A 22,510-nucleotide genomic window follows, 5' to 3' on the forward strand; every position below is an offset into this window, starting at 1 on the left:
GCCCTGTCGGCGTATAAGGATTGGAAAAATCAATGATTTTGGATGGTAAGCAGCTTGCGCCGCCGTGGCTTGAGGAACCCCCTGAGGAAAGCCCAGAGGAAAACCATAACGGAATGTGTATCCTCCGGCTTGGGTATCAGGGTGTCGGTTATGAAGCGACGACCGCTGAGGCCGAACGCGCCACCCGCATTCACCGACACATCGGGACCGCAGCAATTCTGGTTTTTTGTGGGTTTGTCGGGCTTTATGCTTGGCAATTTATCATCAATGACCGTCCGGAAAGCATTGCGAATTTTCTGTCCACCCTTCTGTATTTCACTTTGGTTTTTGGCTTTATGAACCTCAGCAGCCTACTGTATTTCCGCATTGTGAAAGGCTGGATGCAGGGACGCCAGCCAATCGATGACGGCCTTGGGTTTTGGGAAATGAAGGCGCGAGAGCGCGACAATGGCAGTTCACAAATCTGGAGCCATACCATCGATATTTCGCTCGGTAGCGTGCTCATAGCGCTGAATGTTGCGATGCTGTTTTTCGGTTGGGATGCCAATCCAATTGGCGTCATGATCGGGGCTTTGTTATTTCTGCGGGGTTGGCAAACCTATATGATCACGCGTCACCTTAGGGCGCATCAATTGTCGCACTAAATGCGGGCTTTTCGTCAATGCTCTATGCCATCTACAATCGTGCCGATGATCTCGATATCTGGCCAGTCTTTGGGCGCGGCGGTCATGGGGTTGGCGCCTAGTATTGTAAAATCGGCGCGCATGCCGGGTTTGATCATGCCGATCTCGCCCTCCAAGCCAAGGGCGTAGGCCGCATCAACCGTGATGGCGCGAAGTGCCTCAGCCCTGCTGAGTTGCTCGCCCGCGTTCAACACACCCCCTTCGCGCATGGAGCGCAGCATGTGCACGCTCGCGGCCTTAAGGGGAAGGGGCGGTGCGAGGGGCGCATCGGAATGCAACGTGGTGGGAACGCCGAGCTTCATCAGCGATTTTAGGGGCGAGATACTTTGCCCGCGCTCGCTTCCTAAAATATCCTGATACACCCCGCCCAGATAATGCACATAATGGCTGGCGGCGGAAATGCCAGCCTGAAGGTTGGCGGCACGTTCCACCTGATCCGGCATTACGATACCAGCATGCTCGATGATAAAACGACCATTCGGGTTCGGCGCAGTGGGCGACGCACGCAGAATTTCAAGCGCATCCAGTGTTGCCGCCTGCGCCGCATCGCCGTTTGAATGAATACGCACACCAAGCCCCGCATCCCAATAGGGCTTTATGGTATCCGCCAGCCGATCGGGCGTGATGACCCAGTGGCCCAGCGTTCCTTTCGATTGCCCGCCAAGGTAGCCGGGTTCTGACAGTCGCATGGTCTGCGAATAAAAGGCGGCATCGGTGAAAAATTTCACCTGCGACAGGATGGGGGCAGGGGTTGAAATATCGCCTGCAAGCATGGCTTTGATCGTGCCTACACGGTCATCGCCAAATTCGCGCGTGAAGGCGCGGTGCTCTGGCACCAGATAAAGGCGGTAACCGCTATGATCAACCGACCACCAGTTGACGGTGATGTTCAGGTCCTCGGCGCTCCGGTTCAGGATGCCATACCCAAGGTCCGCAACGGTCGTAACCCCACTTCTGCGCAGCATATCGGATACGCCGAGCATACTTTCACGAATTTTAAGAGGGGCAAACAGATGGGATTGCAGTTTCTCAAAGAGTAGCGGCAGGGCATCCTCAAACACGCGGCCGGTTAGCGCACCGTTCGCGTCAAGGACAACCCCCTCGAATTTGTTATGTAAATCGGGCGTGATGCCCGCCCACTCAAGCGCCTTCTTGTTGAGGTAAAAATCATGGCTCGAATAGTGCCAGACAAAAAGCGGGCGCTCTGATGTGATCGCATCCAAATCACTATGGGTCAGGTCACCGTGCACCAGATCATGAAAGCCATAGATAACGAGCGGTGTATCCTTATCGTCTGCGCTGTGGGCATCCGCAATTTCCTGAATACGGCCAAGGAAACTGTCGCGGTTTGAGAGGCCGCGAACAAGGCCATTCGGCGTTTCCAGATCCCACGGCGGCGCCATTGGAAGCGAATATTGAAGTGCGCTCAGAAGCATATGCACATGCGGGTCAATGAAACCGGGTGCGAGATAAGCATCCTTGTAGCGATCATCGATTTTGGCATTCGGGTAGGTGGCCGCCAACTCGTCAAAGGCGCCCACCGCCTTTATCATGCCATGCTGCATGACAATCGCTTCTGCATTCGGCAGGGTTTTATCAAGTGTGATGACGCCCTTCGCGTGGATCAGGGTTTCGGTGTCACGGGGGTCCGGCTTGATATATTGCCATGCGGTATAGGCAACAATGACGGCGATAACGCCGAGTAGCATTCGGCCGAATATTCTGAGCATTCCGGGTTTTCGGGGCTTGCTTTGTTTCTGTTTTGCCTCTGGTGTTTCTGATGTTCCCGATCTCTCTGGCGCGGCATTTGCCATTTGATGCTCCCCCATCAATTTGCTCTGAATTCTTTTGCTCCATGATGATTGAACACCGAAGCCCCGCTTTTGTCAAAGGGCCCTGTTTTGCTAAAGGGTCCGTGTTTTGATAAAGAACCCCTTTTTGTCAAAGTGATAGAATGATCGTCCCTTAGGCATCAGGTGAGGTGGCCCGTTACCTATCAAGGGCTGTTAAAATGATTTGTGAGAGGTCATTGGGTCTGTCGATGCTGGGCCAGTGGCTCGCGCCAGCGAGGATATAGCGTTCCATGGAGGAGGCTTGCAGCCACCTAAGGGATGATGGGGCGCAGTTATCAGGGTTATAGATATAGACCGCATGCGCGGCCTGCATCAACAATTCGCCGGGGTGGTTATAGTGCGTGAAGGCCTTTGCGTTACACCCGAGTTCCCACAGGGCATTGACATCGGCCCGAGCGACTTCAGCGCGGTAGCGCGCGATGATCGGATCAGTTTCCGCCATTTTCGCCAGCTTGTTTTGAAAGGCATCAAAAAAGGTGGCGGCATCATCGTAATCGGCGGCCATACCTGAGAAATAGGCGTCTTCCGCGGTCAGGTTCCCCTCTAATGACAAAAGCGTGTGGATATTGGTGCCCCTCATGCTGGCGGCGAGCGAGGCAATAACCGAAGCCACCGAATGCGCCAAAATAGCTGTGGCATCGTATCGCTCAGTTTGTTCCGATACAAATTCCGCGAGTGAAATCAGAGATGTTTCTTCAAGCGCCGGTATGCTGAGTTCGTGACTGCTGAGTTTGTGACTGCCAAAGCCGGGCAGGTCGAGCATAATCAGATTATATTCATCGGCGAGTGGGGTATTAGTTAAATTTTCGAACATGCTGACGTTATCGCCGAAACCCGCAATCATGAGGAGTGTTGGTTTTTTATGCCCTTTTGTGTTTGTCTGCATAGCGTGTCCAGAGGAATGATCTATTTACCTACAGTAGCTTTCCTTGGTACGGTACAAAAGAATACAGGCTAAATAAACGGGGAAGCTTCATGAGTTTGGATGAAATTGCCACCATCATTGATATTATTGCCTCTGTCACCGTGGTGATCAGTTTTATCTTCATCGGGTTTCAAATCCGGCAAAATACCCACGCGCTCAGGATGGGGGCGGCGCAGTCCAGCGTGCAGTTGCTTTCTGATAATATGGGCCGTGTGGTCGAAAACCGGGAGCTCGCGGAGTTGCTTGCAAGCCGAAACGATACCGCAGACCTTATTCCCTTGTCTGAATTATCATCAACGGATCGGTTGATCCTGTCGAATTTTCTAAGCATCAGTTTCCGGCATTTTGAAATGCTGCATACCCACCGCCAATACGGGATTTACGAAAAGGAATTATGGTTGTCGACCGAGTTTCGTATGCGGCAAACCCTGTCGCGGGAACGGGTTCGGGAATGGTGGTATGACAACAGCCCCTATTATGCGCCGCGCTTTGCCCGCTTTGTTGATAAGACGATCCGGCATATCTCCAAAGAAGAAAAGAAGGCCCAATCCTTTAAAAAGGCCCTGTGATTTCAATGATCCAGAGATTTCAATGATCTAGTGATTTCAAAGGCCTGTTGACCAAAGAAGCCAGTTGATCTGTGATGCTTTGTTATCGCCTATTTCGTCCGGCTTGAAAGTGTCGGGGAAAGGTCGCTTATATCGACTGATCGTTTAAGGTAACCACATCCACATACACCAGCATTTTGGTGATTGGGTTGTTGGGCAATGCTTCTGGCCCGGCGCTCTTCTTGCCGTCGAAAAGCGGAAGATAAAGCGCATAGGACTTCAGATGCTCTTTCTGGTCCGTATAACCGGATGCCACGCTTAACTGTGGTGTTTTGGTATCCAGGGCAAGGGCCGTCATATGATAAATGCGGTTGGCGGCGCTGGTATGTTCCATCTGATAGATGTCTTTATCGGTTATTTCGCCGTAAAAATCCACGACGAACGTTCCGATCAGCTTCACTGTCGCTGTGAAATCATGCTGGCTATCAGCGGTGGGAATAGCGGGCGCATAGGGTGAACACCCAGCCGTGATATCCATAATCACCATATGTTTTAAAACAGATGTCAGCTTGGCAGGGTTTATGTCAGCGCGGGTGATCGTTTGCTCTGGCCCGCCGTGATCTTGCCAATATGTATAGAGGATGTTTTCGCGTGTATATTTATCGAATGCTGGCCCTTCGGACAGGATTTCAAAATCACCAAAAGTGGTGAGGCGAGTATTCAGATCTGGTGATCGATCAAGCAAAGCAACCCCCTTTGTGAAGATGCATCATAACACAAATTGTGGAAAATTCATAATATCCCAGATTCTATAGGGTGTTAGCTCTTATTCTCTGGCCTTAACGGGATAGATCAGTTTTTGAAATATTGATCAAGCGATAGCATGCCGTTTGTTTTCAGGGTCTTCAATTTCCCATTAACCTGATCGAGGAACCGGGTCGTTTTCGGACTTTCCCAGCAGGCGATACTGCTTCCGGCAGTTTGAAAACCGAAATCATCATCGGTCTCTATGTCCTGAACGTCCTTATGCTGATGCAGGTAGGTGACCATGTCGATTTCATAGGCGATGATTGCATCGACGCGGCCCGCCCGTAAAAGCTCGATAGAACGTTCAATGCTTTCGGTTCGCAAAAAGGTATTTTGTTTTGAAAAAGCCTCATAAAGGCGCCTGTCGCTACCAGCGCCCTGATCTGCCGCGAATTTTTTGCGGGTAATGTTGGCTGTGCTTCTATACACAGGTTGGCCTTTTAGCGTGTAAATTTTCTTGGCGCTATCATGGATTATGTCTGAATGCACGACGCGAGCTTCGCCGGGGTTTGGGTTATTGGCACCGTCCGGTTTTTTGGACGCGATGAAAAAGCAGTCTGTATCGCGGTCTGCAAATGATTTTTGTGCGCGCTTGGCTGGTAAATAAATCAGATCGGTTTTAACGGTTAGGCCCTTCATGATCATTTCATAGAAATAATTGTAAGCACCCTTTTCCTCCGGGTGGAAAAAATCAGGGAGCATGGTGCCCGCGATCTTAATCTCTTCGTCAAGGTTAGTTTGCGACTGATCTTGGCTCTGATGAATAGGATTTAATTTCTTGATCAAGCTGATTTGACTGGTTGGGGCAGCATAGTGTTTGGGCGAAATTTCGTCCATGTGTGCTGATGTGTTTGCTGATATGTGTGCCGGCGCTGCGTCGCTATACGTGGTTACGCCCACTGCTGTGACGCCGTAGATAGCAATCATATATGCGCGGCGAAGCCATCGCAGATTTATCTTCCCTGGTAACAATTTTAGTGCCCTGTTACTTTGCCTGTAGTATCCGTAATTTGCTTATGCTGCCAAGGCCTCCCCAGAACTTGATAGAAACACAAAAAACGCATCTATATTATGTTTTGTTTCACTTTACTTTCAGGTTGATAATAAAAAGTAAATATAATTTTTTATTGTTTGCCGTTTAAATGCCTGACATGCGCCCTGAAATCGGGGCATCATATAAAAAAATATGACAGAATTTGGGCGGTAGGCTTTGGTTTCGGGTGCCCTTAGGCAAATTAGCGGTGTTTGATCGCCGAGCTTAGATAATGCGCCGGGTCAACCAGCTGATCCTTTTCAATCAGGGTTTTGACATGGGCGTTGACAGCCTTCAGGAATTTCCGGTTTTTCGCCGTGTTCCAGCAACTGATCGAATCTTCGCTTGTATACAGAATAAAATCATCGTCAGTGATCAGGGATTTGTGGGACGGGTTGTGCATTTCAAACAGTATCATATCAAGGTCATAAGCCACCACCGCATCAACCCTGTCTGACGATAACATGTCGATCGATTGCTCAAGCGATGTTGTATATTCCACATTAACGCCTTCCGGGAGCGCCCGCAGAAGATTATCCCCTTGCCCGGTTCCTTGATCGGCGGCGACGACCAAACCCTTGAGGCCGATTGTGTTTGCGGGCGGTGGTGTTCCGTCTGGCGTGAAAACCTTCATATGGCTTTCGTGAAAGGTGATTGAATGAATAAGTGATGTGGCGTCTGGCGCTTCAGCCAGAGGGCCGGGGTATTCTTTCGTCGATAAGAAGTAACAATCGCTGTTTTGGCTGGTGAAAGTGCGGCGTGCCCGCTTAACTGGCAACGTGTGTAATGTGATCTTTAGGCCGGTTTCTTCGCTTATTCCCTCGATGACCTGATCATAAATCGCGTTATAGGGCCCTCGTTTAACAGGGTGAAACAGATCAGGGATCATCGTGCCCGCGATAATGATTGTGTCCTCTGGTGTTTTGGGCCTGGGAGCGTCATTGGGTACAGGAAACGGCTGCTCGCCGCTTGGGCCTTGTAAGTTGTTTTGACGTTGCTGGCTGCTGTATGCGCTGTCAGATTTGGTTTCCGCAAACGCTAGTCCGCTGACGAACAGTGAAACCAAGATTGATGATATGATTTTATCCCAGATCACAAGATGCCCCCAATCCGCATTTGATGAACCAAAAATTGTATAGTTTACTAGCTAAAGTAAGTATTGGATCAAGTAAATGCACATTATGGTGTAATTATCTGTGATCTTGTCTTAGTTAATCGCCAGTCTGGGTGTATTTCAGGCCAGTTTCGCGGTCCCGCAGAAGCGACATAATTTCCGCCCCCACTTGAAGATCGCTGTCGAAACCAAACTTGTTTTTGCGCAAATTACCATCCCGGTCCAACAGGATTTGGGTCGGCGTCCCGCGAAGCTCATAAGACTGGAAGGTTTCACCCAAGCGCTCGCCCGCATCCTGTTTGTCGATTGCAACTGGAAAGCGGATATCATGTTCGCGCATCATGCGCTTCACGTCAGCGGGGGTCTGCTGATCATGTTGTTTGAAAACAGTATGAAGGCCGATCACCGCCACGTCCGCTTCCGCAAATAATTCGCGCACCCGCTTGGCCTGCGGTACTGCGTGCGACATACAGCTTGGGCACAGGAACTGAAAAATCGTCAAGAGCGTAACCCGCCCGCGAAAATCCTCAAACGATAGTGGCTGATCGGTGTTGATCCATTCGCTCGTGATCAGGGGTTTTGCAAGTTTGTATTTATCGCTCATTCTTTTTGTCCTGCTTGCTGGTGCTTGCTTACTGGTATCTGCTTCAAGCCTGCTTCATGTCTATTTCTGGGCCCTGTTCCTATAGCGCGGCCGCTGGTGTGTCTCATCGCATAAATGATTTCCCTTTGAAACAGATATTCAGATATCGGTGTTAAAACTTCTGTGATACCAGATGGTTAGGGCGCTGTGTTTTGTGGGGTTGTCGGGTTTCCGCCCTCTGGATTATACTGGCCCAATACACACGAGAGTGCTCGGTTTCAGGCATTCTGTCGTCAATATACCCTCTAAATAAGCCGTAGCATTTCATATAAAATAAAATGCCATTAATGCCCGTTCCATAGACAAAGGCTATAGCGCAGAAAAACATTTTGGGGTTCCCTATCTTCGGGACAAACTCTATAGTCACTGGTTCAATGGGGAAGGCAGGCGCGTTCATATTGCTGAATATGCGCTCTTATACGCCTGAAATAAGGGAGTTTTTTGGTATGCTCAAACGTTGGTTTGAAATTGCATTATGGAAGCGGGTCCTCGGTGCCCTGGTTCTCGGGATCATTGTTGGAAGCCTGTGGGGCAAAGGCGCGGAAAGCATTTCGCTGATCGGGGAAATATTCCTGCGATTGATCCGTATGGTTATTGTTCCCTTGATCTTCCTGACGCTGATTTCAGGTGTTATCGCGATGGGTGACCCCAAAAAGCTTGGCTCTATTGGTATTCGAACCCTATCCATGTATATCGGGACAACGGCGGTGGCGATCACCATCGGTTTGATTGTCGCGACAATTATTTCACCGGGTGTGGGCGTTGATATTTCTGGCGCTACACCAAAGGAAACATCAGACGCCAAAAGCCTCGCGGATATTCTGCGCGGAATTATCCCGGAAAATCCAATTCAGGCGTTCGCGGATGCAAACGTGCTGGCGGTGATTTTCTTCTCGCTATTGTTTGGTATCGGGATTTTGCTTGCGGGTGAAAAGGGCAAGCCAATGGCGAATGTATTCGATAGCGGCGCCGAAGTGATCATTAAGGTTACGGGCATTGTTATGGAATTTGCACCCTTTGGTGTTTTCGCCCTTATCGCGAAGGTTACGGGCACACAGGGTGTGGCGGCACTGTTGGGCGTAGTTCCGTTTGCACTGTCGTTCGTGATTGCGGTTCTGCTGCAAATCTTCCTCGTGCACGGCGCGATCATTTCTTTCCTACTGAAATTACCTCCTGTTCGCTTCTTTAAGGGCATTTTGGACGCGCAGATGGTTGCCTTTTCAACCTCGTCCTCAAGTGCAACATTGCCGGTAACAATTTCGGTTGCGGAACATAATCTGGGCATCAAACCAACAATCGCTGGCAGCGTGCTACCGCTTGGCTCCACCATCAATATGGACGGCACGGCGATTTATGTGGGGATTGCCGCGATCTTTTCGGCGCAGGTGTTCGGTATTGACCTGTCGTTCGCGGATTATCTGTTGATCGCCTTCTCAACCACGCTCGTGTCCATCGGAACCGCAGGTATCCCGTCTGCTTCCTTGTTCTTGCTCGCCGCTGTTCTGGAGCCAATTGGCATTACACCGGATAATACAGCGCTGATTGTTGGCTTCCTGTTCGCGTTTGACCGCCCGCTTGATATGCTGCGGACTGTTGTGAACATCACTGGTGATCTTTCTGTTTCCTCCGCCGTAGCTAAATGGGAGGGTGAACTGGACGAAGAAACCTTCAAGGCACAGCCTGTGGAGTAGACTTTTAAAACCATAGCGTTTATTCATGAAGGCAGGGATCAAACCCTGCCTTTTTCTATCCGCTAAATTCTACCATCCACATCAGTTCCCTGAGTTTCGCATCGGTCGCGAGCGTGTCTTTTACTTCATCTTCAAAGGTTTTGGGGATAAGAACTCGTTGGTCCATAATAATGTTGCCATTTTTATCCTCAGCCTCCTTGTATTGTGGCGTGTAGGCCGAGGCGCTTGCCATGGCACTTTCTATGCGCCCCAAAATGACTTCAGTGCGGCGCTGCTCGCTATTTTCATGACTATCATGTGTATCCAGAAGCGCGAATTGGTAGACGGCACGATATTCAAGTTCGATCACCGACAGGATTGCATCATTTTTCTTCTTGATTATATCGCTTAAAGCCTCGTCATTATCGGCGATAAATTGCCGGAAGCGAAACAGGTTGAAAAAGCGTTTATATTGCCGTGGATTGCTCTTTAGTGCATGGCGAACATCGCTGAAAATTTCCTGTATGCTAGCGTCGCCTTCGTTAAAATTGGCAGCGGCGTCGAGGCGTTTTGTTTCTTGGTTATCTTCAGTTTCTATCAGCTCGATGGCGGCAGCGAAATTTGCATCTTGTTGCTTGCGGGCTCTAATTTTGTTTTCCACCCTTATCCATATACGTGGATCAGGTATGTTGAGAATTTTCATGATTTGTTCAATCAGGTAGTTACTTAAGGGGCCGAGCCTAATCAGGGTAAAGGTGAGAGGTATCCAGTCTTTGAGGATACTTGACTTGGCGGTTAGGCGATTATAAACTTGATAATGTTTACGTTCTTTTAAAAGTTGCCTTGCTTCACTCATAGATGAACCTGTTGTTAGCACCTCAATGTAAGTATTGGTACTTTCCTCTGTTGGGTTTGGCACCTGCACAGAAAATTGTACAATTTTTTCGAGAAATCGATGGCCGTAAGGAGTTTGCTCTGTAAGTAGCGGATTATCATCCAGTTTCGCCGCCATTTTCTCATAAGCAACTTCAAGGGCTGTGGCGACCATTTCCTTATGCATCCCCAGGACAAACAAGCAATTGGTATTGTATTTGCCAAAAAAGACATTCAGGGCCTCAACTACCTCGTGCACGGTTTGTGGGGCGCAGCGATCCAAATCATCAATAAAAATGGCGAGCGATAGATTTTCCCGTTGTAGGGCTGCCATTATGCGTTCAAAGTCGGCTTCAATCTCGTCATCTGGCCCTGCGAGTTCGTCATAATTTGGGCTCGTGATAAAATTCTTCACGTCGACCGAACGGCCCTTATCTAAAAGTTTCGCGAGCAGGGGAACAGCGGGAAGTATAAGCGCTGTGATGGTTTCAGATAAATTGGTGATATTGAGCTCCGTGCCTTTCGTGGCATCAAGTACTAACCAAACGCTTGTGCATAGCATGATAAAAAGTGTAATATTATGTTTTATTGCTCCCATAAACAGGGCGTTCAGTAGGGCTAATTTATTAAAGCGCGATAATTGAAGGTTCAGGAAAAATCTAAGGCCGTGGGCTTCGATTAACTGATCGATGATGCGTTTCATGATGGCGGCTTTCAATCGGGTGCCGTGCCCATGTCGCCAGGCGTTAACAAACACGCTGGAAAAGGTGCGCGTACTGTTTTTTTTGATCCTGCGACGATTTTCTAACAAGGCCGCATGGTGTAAAATCGATAGAGTTGTTGTTGTACCCAGAATACCATACAGTCCCCATAAGATGTTAAATTGAAACTGGTATTGAAAGCCGAGGTCTAACCCAAATGCTTCGGCGCTATAAACTCCTCTGGTTATGAGAAAGGATGTAACAGCAAATAACCCGACCCAAATCCATTCAGTCGTCAGATAAAATAAAAGGATACTGCGCCATACTTGCAGCCAAAAACCGAAGGATTTGCTATCTTCCTTACTATCATATTGAGGGTCTATGGCTTCGCGTAACATCAGCATCAATGATGATTTCCCGCTGCCCCACGGGCCGTCTACTGCGACCGTAAGCGGTAAGCTCGTGCTTTTGTTTTTAAGGAACGCCCCAAGCGAGTTCGCAAGTTGCTGAAATCCCAAATGATCTTCTATCGAAGGCTGATCGCTTTCAAGGTTTGTGCGGGTTTTATTGTGGGTTTGATCATCAATATTAATAGTATTGAAATTTGGCCACTCACGTTCCTGAATATAGGTAATGAGCTTTTCTACGGAGTCTTGATTGGTATAAGGTTGGGTGTGGATATGAAGCTCGATGTCATATGCAAACTTAAACTCGAGAAGTGAATATATGAAACTCTCGAATGATTGTTTTGCATCGTGTCCGTACTCACGATTTGAGCGCGGGTCGGGCCAATATGTATAGTCATCAATGCATGTAGGTATGCTCGGGTCATTGCCACTTTGCATGATCGAAATTGTGCCAAGAATTCTATCTATAGGCGGGCTGTGAATAGATGCCTCTGATAGAATGAATGTATCTTCTATCAATAAGGCGTCATCACCGCTCAGCGGGGTTTTAAGACTCTCATGTGTAATGTCGTATTTGGTGATGCCTAAGTTATTGATGATATGATTGTCTGATTCAATCGCATCTATAGTTTGCAGGTCAATAAGAGCAACGGAGCAATAGTTATTCGCCCTAGCATTTGTACGGTCAGTAATAATAATATTGAGGTTGGGTAGGGTATCAGTTTGGCTCTGAAGGCTTTCGTGTTGAGACTCTTTTTTCTGTGGTGTTACTGTCTTTGTGCTTGCTTCAGTTTCTGATCTGCGTGCACGCTTGGTAGCAGTTTGTGAAGCTTTTTTCTTAGTCTGTACTGTTTTCTTTGTCGCTGTTTTAGATTTTCTCTCTACTGCCATCACCGCTCTCCCGTATTGCATAGCATTCCCTCATCACGACTATACTAAATATGAAGGAAAGAATCTGTGATGCGGATCATGGAGATAGAGTAGGTAGAAGCAGTTAAAGACTTTTCATTGCCTTCCTTTTCCTGCGTGCGTTCAACGAGCCAAGGAACGGAACGGCGATATGGTCGTAGATGAGTGCGCCAATATAGCGAAAGGGGGGCAGGGCCATCGTGTGCGCGAGCCAGCGATAGCGGGGAACCGTGCCCCAGATCATAATAAACGCATCAATCCCGCTGATTAGCCTGCCGTTCGCATCAAGGCCGTAAAGCCGACGCTCAATATCCGCGCGGCTGAGGCCGTATTCCCGCAGAATATCGGGGTTATCCGCAATGGGCTGAAATCGGATGGCGGTGGGCGTGAACGTGTTTCCGCCATCGCCTATGTCGCCGCCATTGTTTGCCTTCGCTGTACCGCTTGTGCTGCTTATATCCCTTATATCTGCCGCCTGGCTCAGACGCTCATAATGGCAAATTTCCGCGTTGCAGATCGGGCATTCGCTGTTGAAAAACACCGTGGGCGTGGATGTTTCTATGGGAGCTTCTATGAGGGTTTCTATGGCGGCTTTTGTGGGCGTTGATAGTGTCACAGCGGGGCCGTCCTCAGCTTGGTTTGGGGTGTTGGGCGCACATACGCGGTTTTGGTCAGGGTCGGAATTCATATGTTTCTTTAAGGGCCGGTTATTTGCATGCATGAAAGGCATACATTCCCTACGTAAGGAACGGCGATACTGATCACTATTGTTGTTGTTGTTGGAATTATAATCGACATTATCAACAGAACGCGCTCAGCGGTGAATGGGTGCAAGCGTACTGCGTGCCAGTAGAATTAAAGCCAGAGTTGAAAAACGGCTGTTTTGCGCTATATTAGAAGTATCAGTAAAACATTGGGGGCATGTTTGAAGACAATCGCAAAATATATCGGTTCGTATTTTCTAGGGCTTTTGATGGCCTATTGTGTGCTATATGTCATATATAATCTGTGTGGTGCGCGGTTTATCGCAGACCCTTCGAGTGTTTATGATGACCCAAAGGAATCGTGTAAGGTGCTTTGTGGAGCCTATGGTTCGTATGAAGGTACAATATTGAAACGCGACCAAGATTATTTTCTAAAGACTGAATTTGGCGAAATTACTTTCGAAGACCCAATCGATTTATCGGCCTGTGTTGGCAAGGTTGTATCGTTCGGCGGGTTAATCCGTCGCTCTTTATTCTCTAGTGAAATCTACGTCGAAAAACTTGTCAGTTTGAATGGTTCTGAAATCGGGGAGGGGATTGAAAAAAAATGCTTTTATCTGACTAATAATATTTGGTGGACACATGAGCGAACATGGAGCGCAAACCCGGTGCAGGTTAGGGGCTATTGGCCCTATAAAATGTATGAACCTGTTTATAAGCCGGGCAAAGAGGGGGTGAAGCATGAAGCTCCCGAATAAAAAATATATTATTGCTTTTTTCCTCGGTATTTTGACGCTTGGGTTGCCAGTTGCTTGGATTGAAATTGATCACCTCTGCTATGCGCGGTTTCAGAATAATATTGTGACCGGGCCTGCTGCCTTTCAGGAAAATACAACGCCCAATACTGAAATGCTGGTCTTATGGCCTGAAAGCTGCGGGTTCAGGTACGGTTATTATGGCACGGTTAGCAAGCAAGCGGGGGACACGATTATTACCAGTCAGTTTTCTCACTATGACCCTTATGCCGCGATGAAGTCGGTTGCGCCGGATGATCCGTCTATCATTTATCAAAAACTGGTTTTCGATGATGATATTGACCTTTCCACATGCGAGGGTGGCCTTGTGTATTTTCAGGGCTTTGTCAGAAGATCATTGTTTGACGGGAAACTATACCTGTCTGAGCTTGAGAAAATAGAATTTACAGAGCTTGAAATCGACCCGGATATTTGCATACCACACGATACCGATTATGGATGGCGTGCAAAAGAGATTACGCCGTGTTTGAATGACAATATAGAGTTGGTGACAAAGCCAGACCCACCAAAGCCACAAGAAAAAGTTGTTGTAGAACCCTATTGTCCGAGCCTATTGCGTTAAGAGTAATTGTACGAGTTTCAGACTTGTTATATCCAAAAATCTCCTAGACTCTTGCCCCAATGATCGCGCATGCTTGGATTTCACGAATGATCGTGGGGGAATAAGGATGGGGAATTTTCATGAAACTAGAGCTTGGTAAGGCTGATCTTATCTTAATCATTGGCGCGATTTTAACTACGGTTGGCGCGTTTTCACCGATGCTGAATATTGCGGGGCTTCAGAATGTATCTTACGCTGATGCGGCGGACCCTGAGGTGTATTTATTAATCCTGCTTGCGATCGCGGCGGCGGTGCTGGCGGCCGTGAATATGCGGAAATTTGCACTGTTTCCGGCAATTGGCGCATGGATTGTTATGCTGTGGCCGATCCTGAAAAACATGGGTGGTGGCAGCGATGATGATGGGGGTTTGCTTGGTAAAATCACCGATGCGGTTTCTGATCCCTTGCAGAAAGTAACCGAGCAGCTTTTCAGCAATGTGTTCGATTTTGAATGGGGCGGCTATGCCTTCCTGATTGGGATGGTGCTTGTGCTCGTGGGCGGCATCATGACGTTCCTAAGCGCCAGAAAAGCATAGAGCAAAACGCAAATCTGAGGGCTTTGGTATAGCTGAAACGCTATAGCGAGCATCGAAACTCCTTAATACTCAAAGGCGCTGGTGAATGGGTTCACATGCGCCTTTTTGGTTTTAGTTTTTTGGTTATCTTGCCTCTTGGCTGCCCTGTCTCTTTGCTATCCGGCCTTTTGGCTATCTTGTCTTTTGGCAATAGTGGCCGCCCATTCGCATTATCTGTGCCTTCCTTAAATGCGTTCCTCGCATCCTCCTGGTACCCATCCTGAATTCATCTAATTACAATATGAATATAATTTTAACGACCTGTTTTGAATGTCTTAAGTCGGATGGGTTTATAACCTTCTTAACTCGAGAAGATGAGGGCGTTTCGCGCAGTATAATTTAGTGCGAAGCGCTAAAACCATATAGAGATCGGACTGAAAGATGCGAAAGTTTTTTATGAGTTTAGCAGGGGCAGGGCTAGGGTGTCTTGTTCTGCTGGCGTGGGCTTCCACCTCCGCTTCAGCCTCTGCGACCTTTACAGTAGACGCCTTTGATGTGAACCAGCGCCTGAGTAATCTGGACAGTGGTTTTGTTACAAGCGTTCTGGATACAACACCAACCTTTAGTGAAGAGTATGCTGTCTTGGATTTCACGGATGGAACCCGTGGTACTGGTGGTTTCTTTGGTGTGAACAACCCGTTCCCGGGCGGCCTTAGAACTACCTTTATTCTGGAAGCAAACGGCCAGTTCCGTGTGGACGAAGACGGTGAATATACATTCCGTGTACGCCACGATGATGGTACGCGCCTTGCGATCAATGGCTATAATGTTATTGATTTCCCGCGCCTGACTGCGCCTAGAACATCATTTGGAACTGTGTTCCTGAATGCTGGTTTGAATGACCTGTCTGGTCTTTTCTTTGAAAATGGCGGTGCGGCTGTGTTTGAAGTGTCGATCGCATCTGGTGCTGGTGTGCGCAACAATAGCGCCTTCTCGCTTGTGACAGCAGCCATTCCAGAGCCAGCGACATGGTTGATGATGATCCTTGGTTTCGCGATTGTTGGCCTGGTGCACAAGCGCCGTAACCGCATGGCTTATCACCTCTCATAAGGTGGTAGAACTCTTCAAAATTCCCTCCCCCTAAACTGATAGGCCAGAGCAAATTGCTCTGGCTTTTTTCTTGGCGTTCTTTTGGGCTTTTTTCCTATGGGTCGGTTTGTTTATAGCCCAAGGTCCGAAAGACCGGGATGATCATCCGGTCGGCGGCCCTGCGGCCAGTGGAATTTCCGCTCGTCTTCGCTGATTGGAAGGTCATTAATGCTGGCATAGCGCTCTTTCATCAGGCCGTCGTCATCAAACACCCAGTTTTCGTTCCCATATGATCGGAACCAGTTTCCTGCATCATCATGCCATTCATAGGCATAGCGAACTGCGATGCGGTTACCCCTGAACGCAAACAGTTCCTTGATCAGGCGGTATTCCTTTTCCTTTTCCCATTTGCCGGTCAGGAAATCCTGTGCTTCCTCACGGTTGCTAACAAAGTGGGAACGATTACGCCATTTGGTGTCTTCGCTGTAGGCAAGGGCGACCTTGGCGGGATCGCGGCCATTCCAGCCATCCTCGGCAAGGCGAACCTTCTCGCGCGCGGTTTCTTCGGTAAAGGGAGGGAGTGGGGGTCTGGCCATAGGGGGCTCCTGTCATCTGTTTCGCGTTCAAATATAGTGATATATCAATATGTACCGATCAGTACAGTTTAAATGATAAATATCACGATATTTTCAACATTATTCTGGTAAAATGATTGTATTTTAATGTATTAAGGACTGAACTTATGAACTGATCGGTATGTTTTGGATAGAGTATGCGAGCCTCAAAGCGCGATGAATTGGTCGAAAAGGCCCTGATTTCCTTTTATAATAATGGCTTTCACGCCACGGGCATGGATATGATCGTTATTGAGAGCGGGATATCGAAAACATCCATCTATAATCATTTCCGAACCAAGGAAGACCTTATTTTGGCAGTGCTGCGCTTGCGGGATGAAAAGTTTCGCAATTGGCTGTTCCGGCGAATGGAAGAGTTGGCGGATACTGCCAAAGGTCAGCTTTTGGCGGTTTTTGATGCACTTGATGAATGGTTCCAAAAGGATGATTTCAAAGGGTGCCTGTTCATCAAGGCATCGTCTGAATATCAAAGGCCGGATCATCCTATCCACAAACAGGCGGCAGAGCACAAGCGCCTGCTCCATTTACATTTTGAGGCCCTTGCGGCGCGGACGGGCCTTCAGGCCCCTGATCAGGTGGCGCGGCAAATATTGCTTTTGAAGGAGGGGGCGATCGTAACGGCGCAGTTGCAGGGCAGTGAAAATGCCGCGGGCGACGCCAAAGCGGCAGCAAAATATATACTCGAGCGGTTAGAGGAAGGCCGCTAGCTGTTTGCGCATGAAGCCGTCAAAGCGATCGCATTTGGCTTTATAATTTTTGTTAAATTCTGAATAATCAGCGGTATCTACGATCGCCTCAAATGAAAAATCATCAGGATCATAATCCGCGATATTAATGTGCGGTAGGTCCATAAATTCACAAAGCTCAAGGGTGCGGCTGTCGTGGCAAACGCAAACCCCAGGCACGTTATTCATAACCGACATCATATTGCCGTGGAAGCGGGCACCGTAGGTAAAATCGACGCCTTTTAGATAGTCTTTCCATTTCCGGTAATGAAAGAAAATCCGCAGGTGCGTCATCAATTTCTCGGTGAAGGCCTCAATCTCGTCTGTTTTGTAGCGAAAGGCAGCGCTGATATTCTTGATATGGCTATCCTTGACTTCGCCGTGAAAGGCAAGCCAGGCTTCAGCATAATTTGTTTGAATGATATAGTTGAACCCATTGTCGAGCGCGTGGCGAACCTGTTTGGCCTGAAGCTGAACCAGTTTTTTGTGCGCTTCATAGCCAAGATCATCCCGTTTGGTGAAAATCGCAGCCTGCTTGATGTCCCGCGCGGCGGGTACCGTGACCTTGTGGTCAGAATTGATATTCATATACATGCTGGGGCATCCCATGACCTCTATATTTTTGATGCCAAAGCTTTCGACGACGCTTGCGGTATATTCACCGCGAACACCGATCGCATGGGATCGCTCGGCAGCGATATGAAGCAGCTTTTTGATGCTGGAGGATGCGTTTACCGTGGACGTGCGGTCTGCCGCCTGCGCGCCGATCCCCAAAATCATGAAGGGTAAGTTTGTTTTTTCGATAAAGTCTGCTTCTATGGTCAATTCCATCGCTTCGTTGATCATATTGGCCGCTGCCATAACGATACAGTCAAACCGCGTATTTGCCCACTCGGCCGTTATATAGTCTTCATTTTCGATTTCCCCTTTGGTGAGGTACCTGATTTTCTCAATATCCGGGAGTAATCGCCTGAGGTGAAAACGGGTCGCTTCGCCGATGAATAAATTCCCTGTGTTGGAGCCCGCCAGCTGCATGCCGCGCTTAAAGGGAAAGTTTTGATTTGGAAGTTCATCCAGAAACCAATGAGCCCCGATAAACAATATTCGCATGGCCTTTCCCTTTTGTTGCGATTGTTGATTGTTCTCTAAGCCTTTTTAACAGACTTGCCTAGCCAGAAACTGGTCCACCGCGGCATAAAAGCGGCTGGCCCGGCTTTTGACAAGATTGATAAAACAGGCAGGCTTTCGTCACCAGCCTTCCTTGGTGGGGATATAGGTTAAAGTAATCTAAAGTTTAATTTTGAAAATCAAGTTTATAGGTTTATAAATCAAACAGGGTCTTTATTGCTGTAGTGCAAAGTAAATCAGCTTTTGATTGAATAAACACAAGTAAAGATACGCATAAGAAATCATATGTTTACTAATGTTCGGTTTATGCTAACGGTTAGTATTCTATAGTTGTTAAATATAAGGTGAAAACCTCTCGTCATGCAAAGAGCGCTGTCCATATTATCTGTTGAAGATATTGATGAACGACACCCTGTGCGCCGCTTCAATGCATTCTGGCATGATAATCTTGATGATCAGGGTGTTTTCAAGCGGTCTTTCTTTAAGCCAGCTACCTGCCATGCGATATTGCCCTGGATTGTAATCCTTGAGCATCATGCCTCTGATACAGAGCCCGAGTTTCTTTATCGTTTGTGTGGTACTGGTTTCACGGAGCTCGCGGGGCGTGAATTTACCGGGCAGTATCTTGAAAATGTGGTGGACCCAAAAGCCGCGAAAAGCATGAAGCAGGAATTGCTTGATTGCCTCAAGTCACGCACACCCCAATATTCGCAGACCGAATTGCCGGTGGAAGGGCGCGATTTTATTAAGGTTCAGCGCGGTGTTTTTCCAGTATCGACCGACGGAAGCGTGATTGACCAGTTTTTTGTGGTTATCGCACAGCATGATTGCCGCATTGCAGAGATTTAAGCGGAATGTTTTCGTATCTAACTGACAGTCTACAAGGCTAGGAAAGGGGTCGTTATCGTAAATTCGTCTGAAATCGATTTGTCTGAACACTTAAAAATACTGACGTTTGAGCAGATTTCATCTGGTCATCCGGTCAAGCATTTTGGTGAGTTTTGGCAGGCCAATAAAAATGAAGACGGCCTTTTCCCACGCGCTGCGTTCAACCCTGCGCGCTGCCTGAATATATTGCCGTGGGTTGTGATTTTGAAATATGAACAAACCGAGCATGGGCCTGAATTTTTCTTTCGGTTGTGCGGTACTGGCTTTACTGAACTGGTTGGTAGAGAACTTACAGGCGACAATGTTCGGACGAGCATACGCCCTGATCTGGCCGACTCTATGGTTGATGACTTAGCCGGGTGCCTCGAAAGCGGGAAGCCCAGATTTTATGATATGCTGGTTCCTGTTCAGGGCCGCGAGTTTATTCGGGTTCAACGCGGTGTTTTTCCGGTCTCAAGCGATGGGCGGCAAAATGACCAGCTATTTATAATCGTTGCTGAAACCGGATTTACGCTAAAGGGGCTGTAAGCGCGCTCAATCTTCTCACTATTGCTGGTGCCATGCCCCCTGATTTTGCGCTGTATGGCCCATTTATCACAGACAAAGTCCCAAAAATCGCGTGGTTGCAACAGATACGCAGTAAATGGTATTGTGTTTTCGATTGCGGGTCGACTATAAGCCTGAAAATCTCGTTTGACGGTGCTGCCTGTGTTGATGGTACCTATGTTGATCGCTCTTGGGTTAAATGGCCCAATGGTTAAATGATCCGCGGGCTAAAGGCCCCGCTGTTTATGATTTAGATGTGAACACCGAATTAAAGAGTAGTGCATGACTGTTCCTCGTACAATAGCGCAAATAAGGCCGTGGGTTCGCCTATCCGCGGCTGCGACTATGGGGATTGTGGGGATGATGCTCACAGCGTCGGTGCAGGCGCACAAAATCGAACTGGATGCGCGCTCCCAAGACCGGCAAGGTTTGGCTGAGCATAATGAGGCCTCTCAGGATAAAGCGCCTCAGAATGAAGCAACTCAGGGCCAGGATGTTCAGCGTGTGGCTGCAAAGACCACGGATGTTTCATATCCGGTAATTTACGGCAATTCCTGGGGGTTAACGCTCGCGCTCGATGGTACGGGGTTTTATAATGATATTATCAAAACCGTCATGGCTGAAATGGCGCCGCAGCCGAGCTATATGCCAATGCCGTATTTGCGCGCCAAAGCAACCTTCCTGAACGGCGGTAAAGGATGCCTATATCCTTCAACGCGGAGCGTGCTGAAAACAGGCAAGGAAATCGACAATATTGATGATTTTATCGAGAGCGTCCCCTTTGTTATGGCGAGGGTGTTCATTCTGGCGGGCGAAGGGCGCCCTGTTTACCGCCCAACCCTTGACCTAACCGGTCGCACGGTGGTTCATGCCAGGGGGTCCGCGATCGCGAACGCGATGGAGGGCTCTGGCGCCACATTCCTTCCTGCCAGTGACGAGCTTGATAAAGCCCGATTGCTGGTATTAGGACGGGCTGATTATATTGTTGCGACCATGCCGGACGCGGCCTTTGTGTTTGATTACCTGAAGGCACCCCTGCCGGCCTTTGATCCGGAAAGCGAATTTTTCTCTGGCGGAATCGGGGTTGTTTGCTATCGAACACCCGAAAACGAAGCCTTTATCAAGCGCCTGAATGATGCATATATGCATCAGTTCACAGAAGGAAACCTGACAAAATTCTATGAAAATGTCGGCCTTCGGGCTGAGGATTTTCTACCTTCGGGCGAATAAGCGACATAGCCTTCGCTGCTGCCTTTTTTTCAGTGTTTAAAAACCGTGTCGGATCAAGTGCCTAGGGGAATTTAAGCAAAAATTTGCGCGCTTTAAGGCAATTTAATGGCAAATATATTTTAACTAATTGAATAAAATTGAATTTTTATTCTAAATGATAATCATGTAGTTTTCATCATGTGAGGCCAACCACGGAGTGAACACAGAGTTAAACAAAAGGGAGTAACTCGATGAAAACGACAATTTTGAAAACAACGATGATGGCTGCAACCTTTATGGGTGCGATGGCCCTAACGGGTGCGGCTCAGGCGGCACCTCTTATGGACGATAAAGTGCAAAAGCCAGAGAAGGTTGAAAAAGCGCTAAAAGCAAAACAGGATGCTGTCAAAGCCAAGAAAGGCCTCTCAGCAGAGGCTTTGGCCCTGAAGGAACGCCATAAGGCTGAGTGGGATGCGATGAAAAAAGCCCACAAAGAGGTCAAGGCAAACTGGGAAAGCATGTCTGACGCAGACAAAGACCGAGCTAAGGCCGAAATGAATGCGGAAAAAGAAGCGATGAAAAAGCGCCATAAAGCCGAATGGAAGGCGCTGAAGGAAGCTTAGGACTGATCCTGCAATCTGATACGCAATGTCTCAGGTTTGATCGTTCTGATTTGATCTGATGCAAACACCAAACCCTGTGTTTCGATTTCCTTGAAGCACAGGGTTTTCTTATGACCAAAGGCTTTTCTATACACGCAGGTCTAAAGCAGGTTCGCGGCATAAAGGCTCATCAAGGCGACCAGAATAAAGCTGCCTGCGATATCCAGTTTTGCGGTGGGACGAAGGCGTCGCCACCAATTGCGAAGTTTGATTATGGGGGGCATCATAGTGTCCTTGCTCTCGGGGTAATTGGCACGGAGATAGTGTGTTTTGAACGGATGCGTTTGAGCATGGTTCGCTGTTGTGCTGTTCGGTTTTGTTTGTTGCTACAGGCGATGGCTTTTGCGTGGCAACATTCTGTGTTTGAAGCAAAGCATGCTGGCTTTGGTGCCAATTTCGCCAATCTCTAGAATGTGGCAGCCTTTTGATTGCGAACTTCAAGGCCATAATATTATGCCATATGGCCGCGTTTACCCGGATGACGGCGTTGGTGTTGTGTCGCGCTAAATATCCCTCGCGTACCTCAATCAGCCAGAGGATGTTGCGGACAAAGCGATTGCGCGCAAAGCCAGAATTTGGGGGCCTGCTATCTGTTTCAGAGGCACTCAATTCAGGGCCAAAGCGGTCCAGAAACCATGCCGCCTGCATGATCTCGATCTCTTTCGTTGAAAAAGTGGAGGCAAGCGCCTTTGACTGGCGCCAGATACGCCTGACACTGGCCGCACGCAGGCGGCGGGTCGTGCGGCATAGGGCAGACTGAACAGAATACGGGGAGGGAAGGGGAGGGTTTGTATTCCGGTCCTTATCTGTTGCCATAGCGTGCTTGC

General features: G+C 48.3%; 23 protein-coding genes. 12 read left to right on the forward strand and 11 right to left on the reverse strand.

Annotation, left to right across the window (positions count from 1 at the left end):
• The first annotated feature begins 32 nt into the window (after window positions 1-32).
• Window positions 33-644: a hypothetical protein gene (locus KFF44_RS04335; RefSeq protein WP_255937631.1), complete on the forward strand. Its 612-nt coding sequence runs from the start codon at window positions 33-35 to the stop codon at window positions 642-644.
• Between the two features lie 14 nt (window positions 645-658).
• Here the strand turns inward: KFF44_RS04335 and KFF44_RS04340 are convergent, their stop codons facing one another.
• Window positions 659-2,497 carry an amidohydrolase gene (locus tag KFF44_RS04340; protein WP_255937633.1) on the reverse strand — a complete coding sequence of 613 codons (1,839 nt, stop codon included), beginning with the start codon at window positions 2,495-2,497 and terminating at the stop codon, window positions 659-661.
• A 175-nt stretch (window positions 2,498-2,672) separates the two neighbouring features.
• Window positions 2,673-3,422 carry an alpha/beta fold hydrolase gene (locus KFF44_RS04345; protein WP_255937634.1) on the reverse strand — a complete coding sequence of 250 codons (750 nt, stop codon included), beginning with the start codon at window positions 3,420-3,422 and terminating at the stop codon, window positions 2,673-2,675.
• An 89-nt stretch (window positions 3,423-3,511) separates the two neighbouring features.
• Here KFF44_RS04345 and KFF44_RS04350 point away from each other — a divergent pair, with 89 nt between their 5' ends.
• The gene (locus KFF44_RS04350) at window positions 3,512-4,030 is read left to right on the forward strand and encodes a hypothetical protein (protein ID WP_255937635.1); all 519 of its coding nucleotides are present in this window, start codon (window positions 3,512-3,514) and stop codon (window positions 4,028-4,030) included.
• Window positions 4,031-4,157: 127 nt separating this feature from the next.
• Here the strand turns inward: KFF44_RS04350 and KFF44_RS04355 are convergent, their stop codons facing one another.
• From KFF44_RS04355 to KFF44_RS04370, 4 genes are all read right to left on the reverse strand, one after another.
• A complete protein-coding gene (locus tag KFF44_RS04355) occupies window positions 4,158-4,754 on the reverse strand; it encodes a hypothetical protein (protein ID WP_255937636.1) in 597 nt (198 codons plus the stop codon).
• 107 nt (window positions 4,755-4,861) lie between these two features.
• On the reverse strand, window positions 4,862-5,716 hold the full coding sequence (locus KFF44_RS04360; RefSeq protein ID WP_255937638.1) for a transporter substrate-binding domain-containing protein: 855 nt from the start codon (window positions 5,714-5,716) through the stop codon (window positions 4,862-4,864).
• A 335-nt stretch (window positions 5,717-6,051) separates the two neighbouring features.
• Window positions 6,052-6,945 (reverse strand): transporter substrate-binding domain-containing protein, encoded by an 894-nt coding sequence (locus tag KFF44_RS04365; RefSeq protein ID WP_255937640.1) that lies wholly within the window; start codon window positions 6,943-6,945, stop codon window positions 6,052-6,054.
• 115 nt (window positions 6,946-7,060) lie between these two features.
• Entirely contained in the window at window positions 7,061-7,567 is a 507-nt protein-coding gene (locus KFF44_RS04370; RefSeq protein ID WP_255937641.1) for a redoxin family protein, read from the reverse strand.
• 485 nt (window positions 7,568-8,052) lie between these two features.
• Here KFF44_RS04370 and KFF44_RS04375 point away from each other — a divergent pair, with 485 nt between their 5' ends.
• Window positions 8,053-9,297 carry a dicarboxylate/amino acid:cation symporter gene (locus tag KFF44_RS04375; protein WP_255937642.1) on the forward strand — a complete coding sequence of 415 codons (1,245 nt, stop codon included), beginning with the start codon at window positions 8,053-8,055 and terminating at the stop codon, window positions 9,295-9,297.
• Between the two features lie 55 nt (window positions 9,298-9,352).
• On the opposite strand, the gene KFF44_RS04380 is transcribed toward KFF44_RS04375, so the two are convergent.
• Window positions 9,353-12,148, reverse strand: coding sequence for a P-loop NTPase fold protein (locus KFF44_RS04380; protein ID WP_255937643.1), 2,796 nt, complete (start codon window positions 12,146-12,148; stop codon window positions 9,353-9,355).
• A gap of 103 nt (window positions 12,149-12,251) precedes the next feature.
• On the reverse strand, window positions 12,252-12,854 hold the full coding sequence (locus KFF44_RS04385) for a thiol-disulfide oxidoreductase DCC family protein (protein WP_255937644.1): 603 nt from the start codon (window positions 12,852-12,854) through the stop codon (window positions 12,252-12,254).
• Window positions 12,855-13,091: 237 nt separating this feature from the next.
• Between KFF44_RS04385 and KFF44_RS04390 the strand changes: the two genes are divergently transcribed.
• From KFF44_RS04390 to KFF44_RS04405, 4 genes are all read left to right on the forward strand, one after another.
• Window positions 13,092-13,628 (forward strand): hypothetical protein, encoded by a 537-nt coding sequence (locus tag KFF44_RS04390; protein ID WP_255937645.1) that lies wholly within the window; start codon window positions 13,092-13,094, stop codon window positions 13,626-13,628.
• Window positions 13,612-14,247 (forward strand): hypothetical protein, encoded by a 636-nt coding sequence (locus KFF44_RS04395; protein ID WP_255937646.1) that lies wholly within the window; start codon window positions 13,612-13,614, stop codon window positions 14,245-14,247. The genes KFF44_RS04390 and KFF44_RS04395 overlap by 17 nt, the downstream gene beginning before the upstream one ends.
• 119 nt (window positions 14,248-14,366) lie before the next feature.
• Window positions 14,367-14,822, forward strand: coding sequence for a hypothetical protein (locus KFF44_RS04400; RefSeq protein WP_255937647.1), 456 nt, complete (start codon window positions 14,367-14,369; stop codon window positions 14,820-14,822).
• A 420-nt stretch (window positions 14,823-15,242) separates the two neighbouring features.
• A complete protein-coding gene (locus KFF44_RS04405) occupies window positions 15,243-15,911 on the forward strand; it encodes a PA14 domain-containing protein (protein ID WP_255937649.1) in 669 nt (222 codons plus the stop codon).
• A 110-nt stretch (window positions 15,912-16,021) separates the two neighbouring features.
• Here the strand turns inward: KFF44_RS04405 and KFF44_RS04410 are convergent, their stop codons facing one another.
• The gene (locus KFF44_RS04410) at window positions 16,022-16,486 is read right to left on the reverse strand and encodes a nuclear transport factor 2 family protein (RefSeq protein ID WP_255937651.1); all 465 of its coding nucleotides are present in this window, start codon (window positions 16,484-16,486) and stop codon (window positions 16,022-16,024) included.
• A gap of 176 nt (window positions 16,487-16,662) precedes the next feature.
• Here KFF44_RS04410 and KFF44_RS04415 point away from each other — a divergent pair, with 176 nt between their 5' ends.
• The gene (locus KFF44_RS04415; protein ID WP_255937653.1) at window positions 16,663-17,232 is read left to right on the forward strand and encodes a TetR/AcrR family transcriptional regulator; all 570 of its coding nucleotides are present in this window, start codon (window positions 16,663-16,665) and stop codon (window positions 17,230-17,232) included.
• Here KFF44_RS04415 and KFF44_RS04420 read toward each other — a convergent pair.
• Window positions 17,215-18,360: a polysaccharide pyruvyl transferase family protein gene (locus tag KFF44_RS04420; RefSeq protein ID WP_255937655.1), complete on the reverse strand. Its 1,146-nt coding sequence runs from the start codon at window positions 18,358-18,360 to the stop codon at window positions 17,215-17,217. The genes KFF44_RS04415 and KFF44_RS04420 overlap by 18 nt on opposite strands.
• 378 nt (window positions 18,361-18,738) lie before the next feature.
• Here KFF44_RS04420 and KFF44_RS04425 point away from each other — a divergent pair, with 378 nt between their 5' ends.
• From KFF44_RS04425 to KFF44_RS04440, 4 genes are all read left to right on the forward strand, one after another.
• The gene (locus KFF44_RS04425) at window positions 18,739-19,227 is read left to right on the forward strand and encodes a PAS domain-containing protein (RefSeq protein WP_255937656.1); all 489 of its coding nucleotides are present in this window, start codon (window positions 18,739-18,741) and stop codon (window positions 19,225-19,227) included.
• A 78-nt stretch (window positions 19,228-19,305) separates the two neighbouring features.
• Window positions 19,306-19,794: a PAS domain-containing protein gene (locus KFF44_RS04430; RefSeq protein WP_255937657.1), complete on the forward strand. Its 489-nt coding sequence runs from the start codon at window positions 19,306-19,308 to the stop codon at window positions 19,792-19,794.
• Between the two features lie 300 nt (window positions 19,795-20,094).
• Complete coding sequence (locus KFF44_RS04435; protein ID WP_255937658.1) at window positions 20,095-21,042, forward strand: transporter substrate-binding domain-containing protein; 948 nt, start codon at window positions 20,095-20,097, stop codon at window positions 21,040-21,042.
• Between the two features lie 230 nt (window positions 21,043-21,272).
• Window positions 21,273-21,644, forward strand: a complete 372-nt coding sequence (locus KFF44_RS04440; RefSeq protein ID WP_255937659.1) for a hypothetical protein — start codon at window positions 21,273-21,275, stop codon at window positions 21,642-21,644.
• Window positions 21,645-21,770: 126 nt separating this feature from the next.
• Here KFF44_RS04440 and KFF44_RS04445 read toward each other — a convergent pair whose 3' ends face one another.
• Complete coding sequence (locus KFF44_RS04445; RefSeq protein WP_255937661.1) at window positions 21,771-22,499, reverse strand: hypothetical protein; 729 nt, start codon at window positions 22,497-22,499, stop codon at window positions 21,771-21,773.
• Window positions 22,500-22,510: the final 11 nt, after the last annotated feature.

Origin of the sequence: Kordiimonas sp. SCSIO 12610, from assembly GCF_024398015.1 — a bacterium.
GTDB lineage: Bacteria > Pseudomonadota > Alphaproteobacteria > Sphingomonadales > Kordiimonadaceae > CANLMI01.

What these genes read in the sequence shown, in the direction of transcription:
- KFF44_RS04335 (WP_255937631.1), top strand. Translation starts at nt 33, where the DNA reads ATGATTTTGGATGGTAAGCAGCTTGCGCCGCCGTGGCTTGAGGAACCC.
- KFF44_RS04340 (WP_255937633.1), bottom strand. Translation starts at nt 2,497, where the DNA reads ATGGCAAATGCCGCGCCAGAGAGATCGGGAACATCAGAAACACCAGAG.
- KFF44_RS04345 (WP_255937634.1), bottom strand. Translation starts at nt 3,422, where the DNA reads ATGCAGACAAACACAAAAGGGCATAAAAAACCAACACTCCTCATGATT.
- KFF44_RS04350 (WP_255937635.1), top strand. Translation starts at nt 3,512, where the DNA reads ATGAGTTTGGATGAAATTGCCACCATCATTGATATTATTGCCTCTGTC.
- KFF44_RS04370 (WP_255937641.1), bottom strand. Translation starts at nt 7,567, where the DNA reads ATGAGCGATAAATACAAACTTGCAAAACCCCTGATCACGAGCGAATGG.
- KFF44_RS04375 (WP_255937642.1), top strand. Translation starts at nt 8,053, where the DNA reads ATGCTCAAACGTTGGTTTGAAATTGCATTATGGAAGCGGGTCCTCGGT.
- KFF44_RS04380 (WP_255937643.1), bottom strand. Translation starts at nt 12,148, where the DNA reads ATGGCAGTAGAGAGAAAATCTAAAACAGCGACAAAGAAAACAGTACAG.
- KFF44_RS04385 (WP_255937644.1), bottom strand. Translation starts at nt 12,854, where the DNA reads ATGAATTCCGACCCTGACCAAAACCGCGTATGTGCGCCCAACACCCCA.
- KFF44_RS04395 (WP_255937646.1), top strand. Translation starts at nt 13,612, where the DNA reads ATGAAGCTCCCGAATAAAAAATATATTATTGCTTTTTTCCTCGGTATT.
- KFF44_RS04400 (WP_255937647.1), top strand. Translation starts at nt 14,367, where the DNA reads ATGAAACTAGAGCTTGGTAAGGCTGATCTTATCTTAATCATTGGCGCG.
- KFF44_RS04405 (WP_255937649.1), top strand. Translation starts at nt 15,243, where the DNA reads ATGCGAAAGTTTTTTATGAGTTTAGCAGGGGCAGGGCTAGGGTGTCTT.
- KFF44_RS04410 (WP_255937651.1), bottom strand. Translation starts at nt 16,486, where the DNA reads ATGGCCAGACCCCCACTCCCTCCCTTTACCGAAGAAACCGCGCGCGAG.
- KFF44_RS04415 (WP_255937653.1), top strand. Translation starts at nt 16,663, where the DNA reads ATGCGAGCCTCAAAGCGCGATGAATTGGTCGAAAAGGCCCTGATTTCC.
- KFF44_RS04420 (WP_255937655.1), bottom strand. Translation starts at nt 18,360, where the DNA reads ATGCGAATATTGTTTATCGGGGCTCATTGGTTTCTGGATGAACTTCCA.
- KFF44_RS04425 (WP_255937656.1), top strand. Translation starts at nt 18,739, where the DNA reads ATGCAAAGAGCGCTGTCCATATTATCTGTTGAAGATATTGATGAACGA.
- KFF44_RS04435 (WP_255937658.1), top strand. Translation starts at nt 20,095, where the DNA reads ATGACTGTTCCTCGTACAATAGCGCAAATAAGGCCGTGGGTTCGCCTA.
- KFF44_RS04440 (WP_255937659.1), top strand. Translation starts at nt 21,273, where the DNA reads ATGAAAACGACAATTTTGAAAACAACGATGATGGCTGCAACCTTTATG.
- KFF44_RS04445 (WP_255937661.1), bottom strand. Translation starts at nt 22,499, where the DNA reads ATGGCAACAGATAAGGACCGGAATACAAACCCTCCCCTTCCCTCCCCG.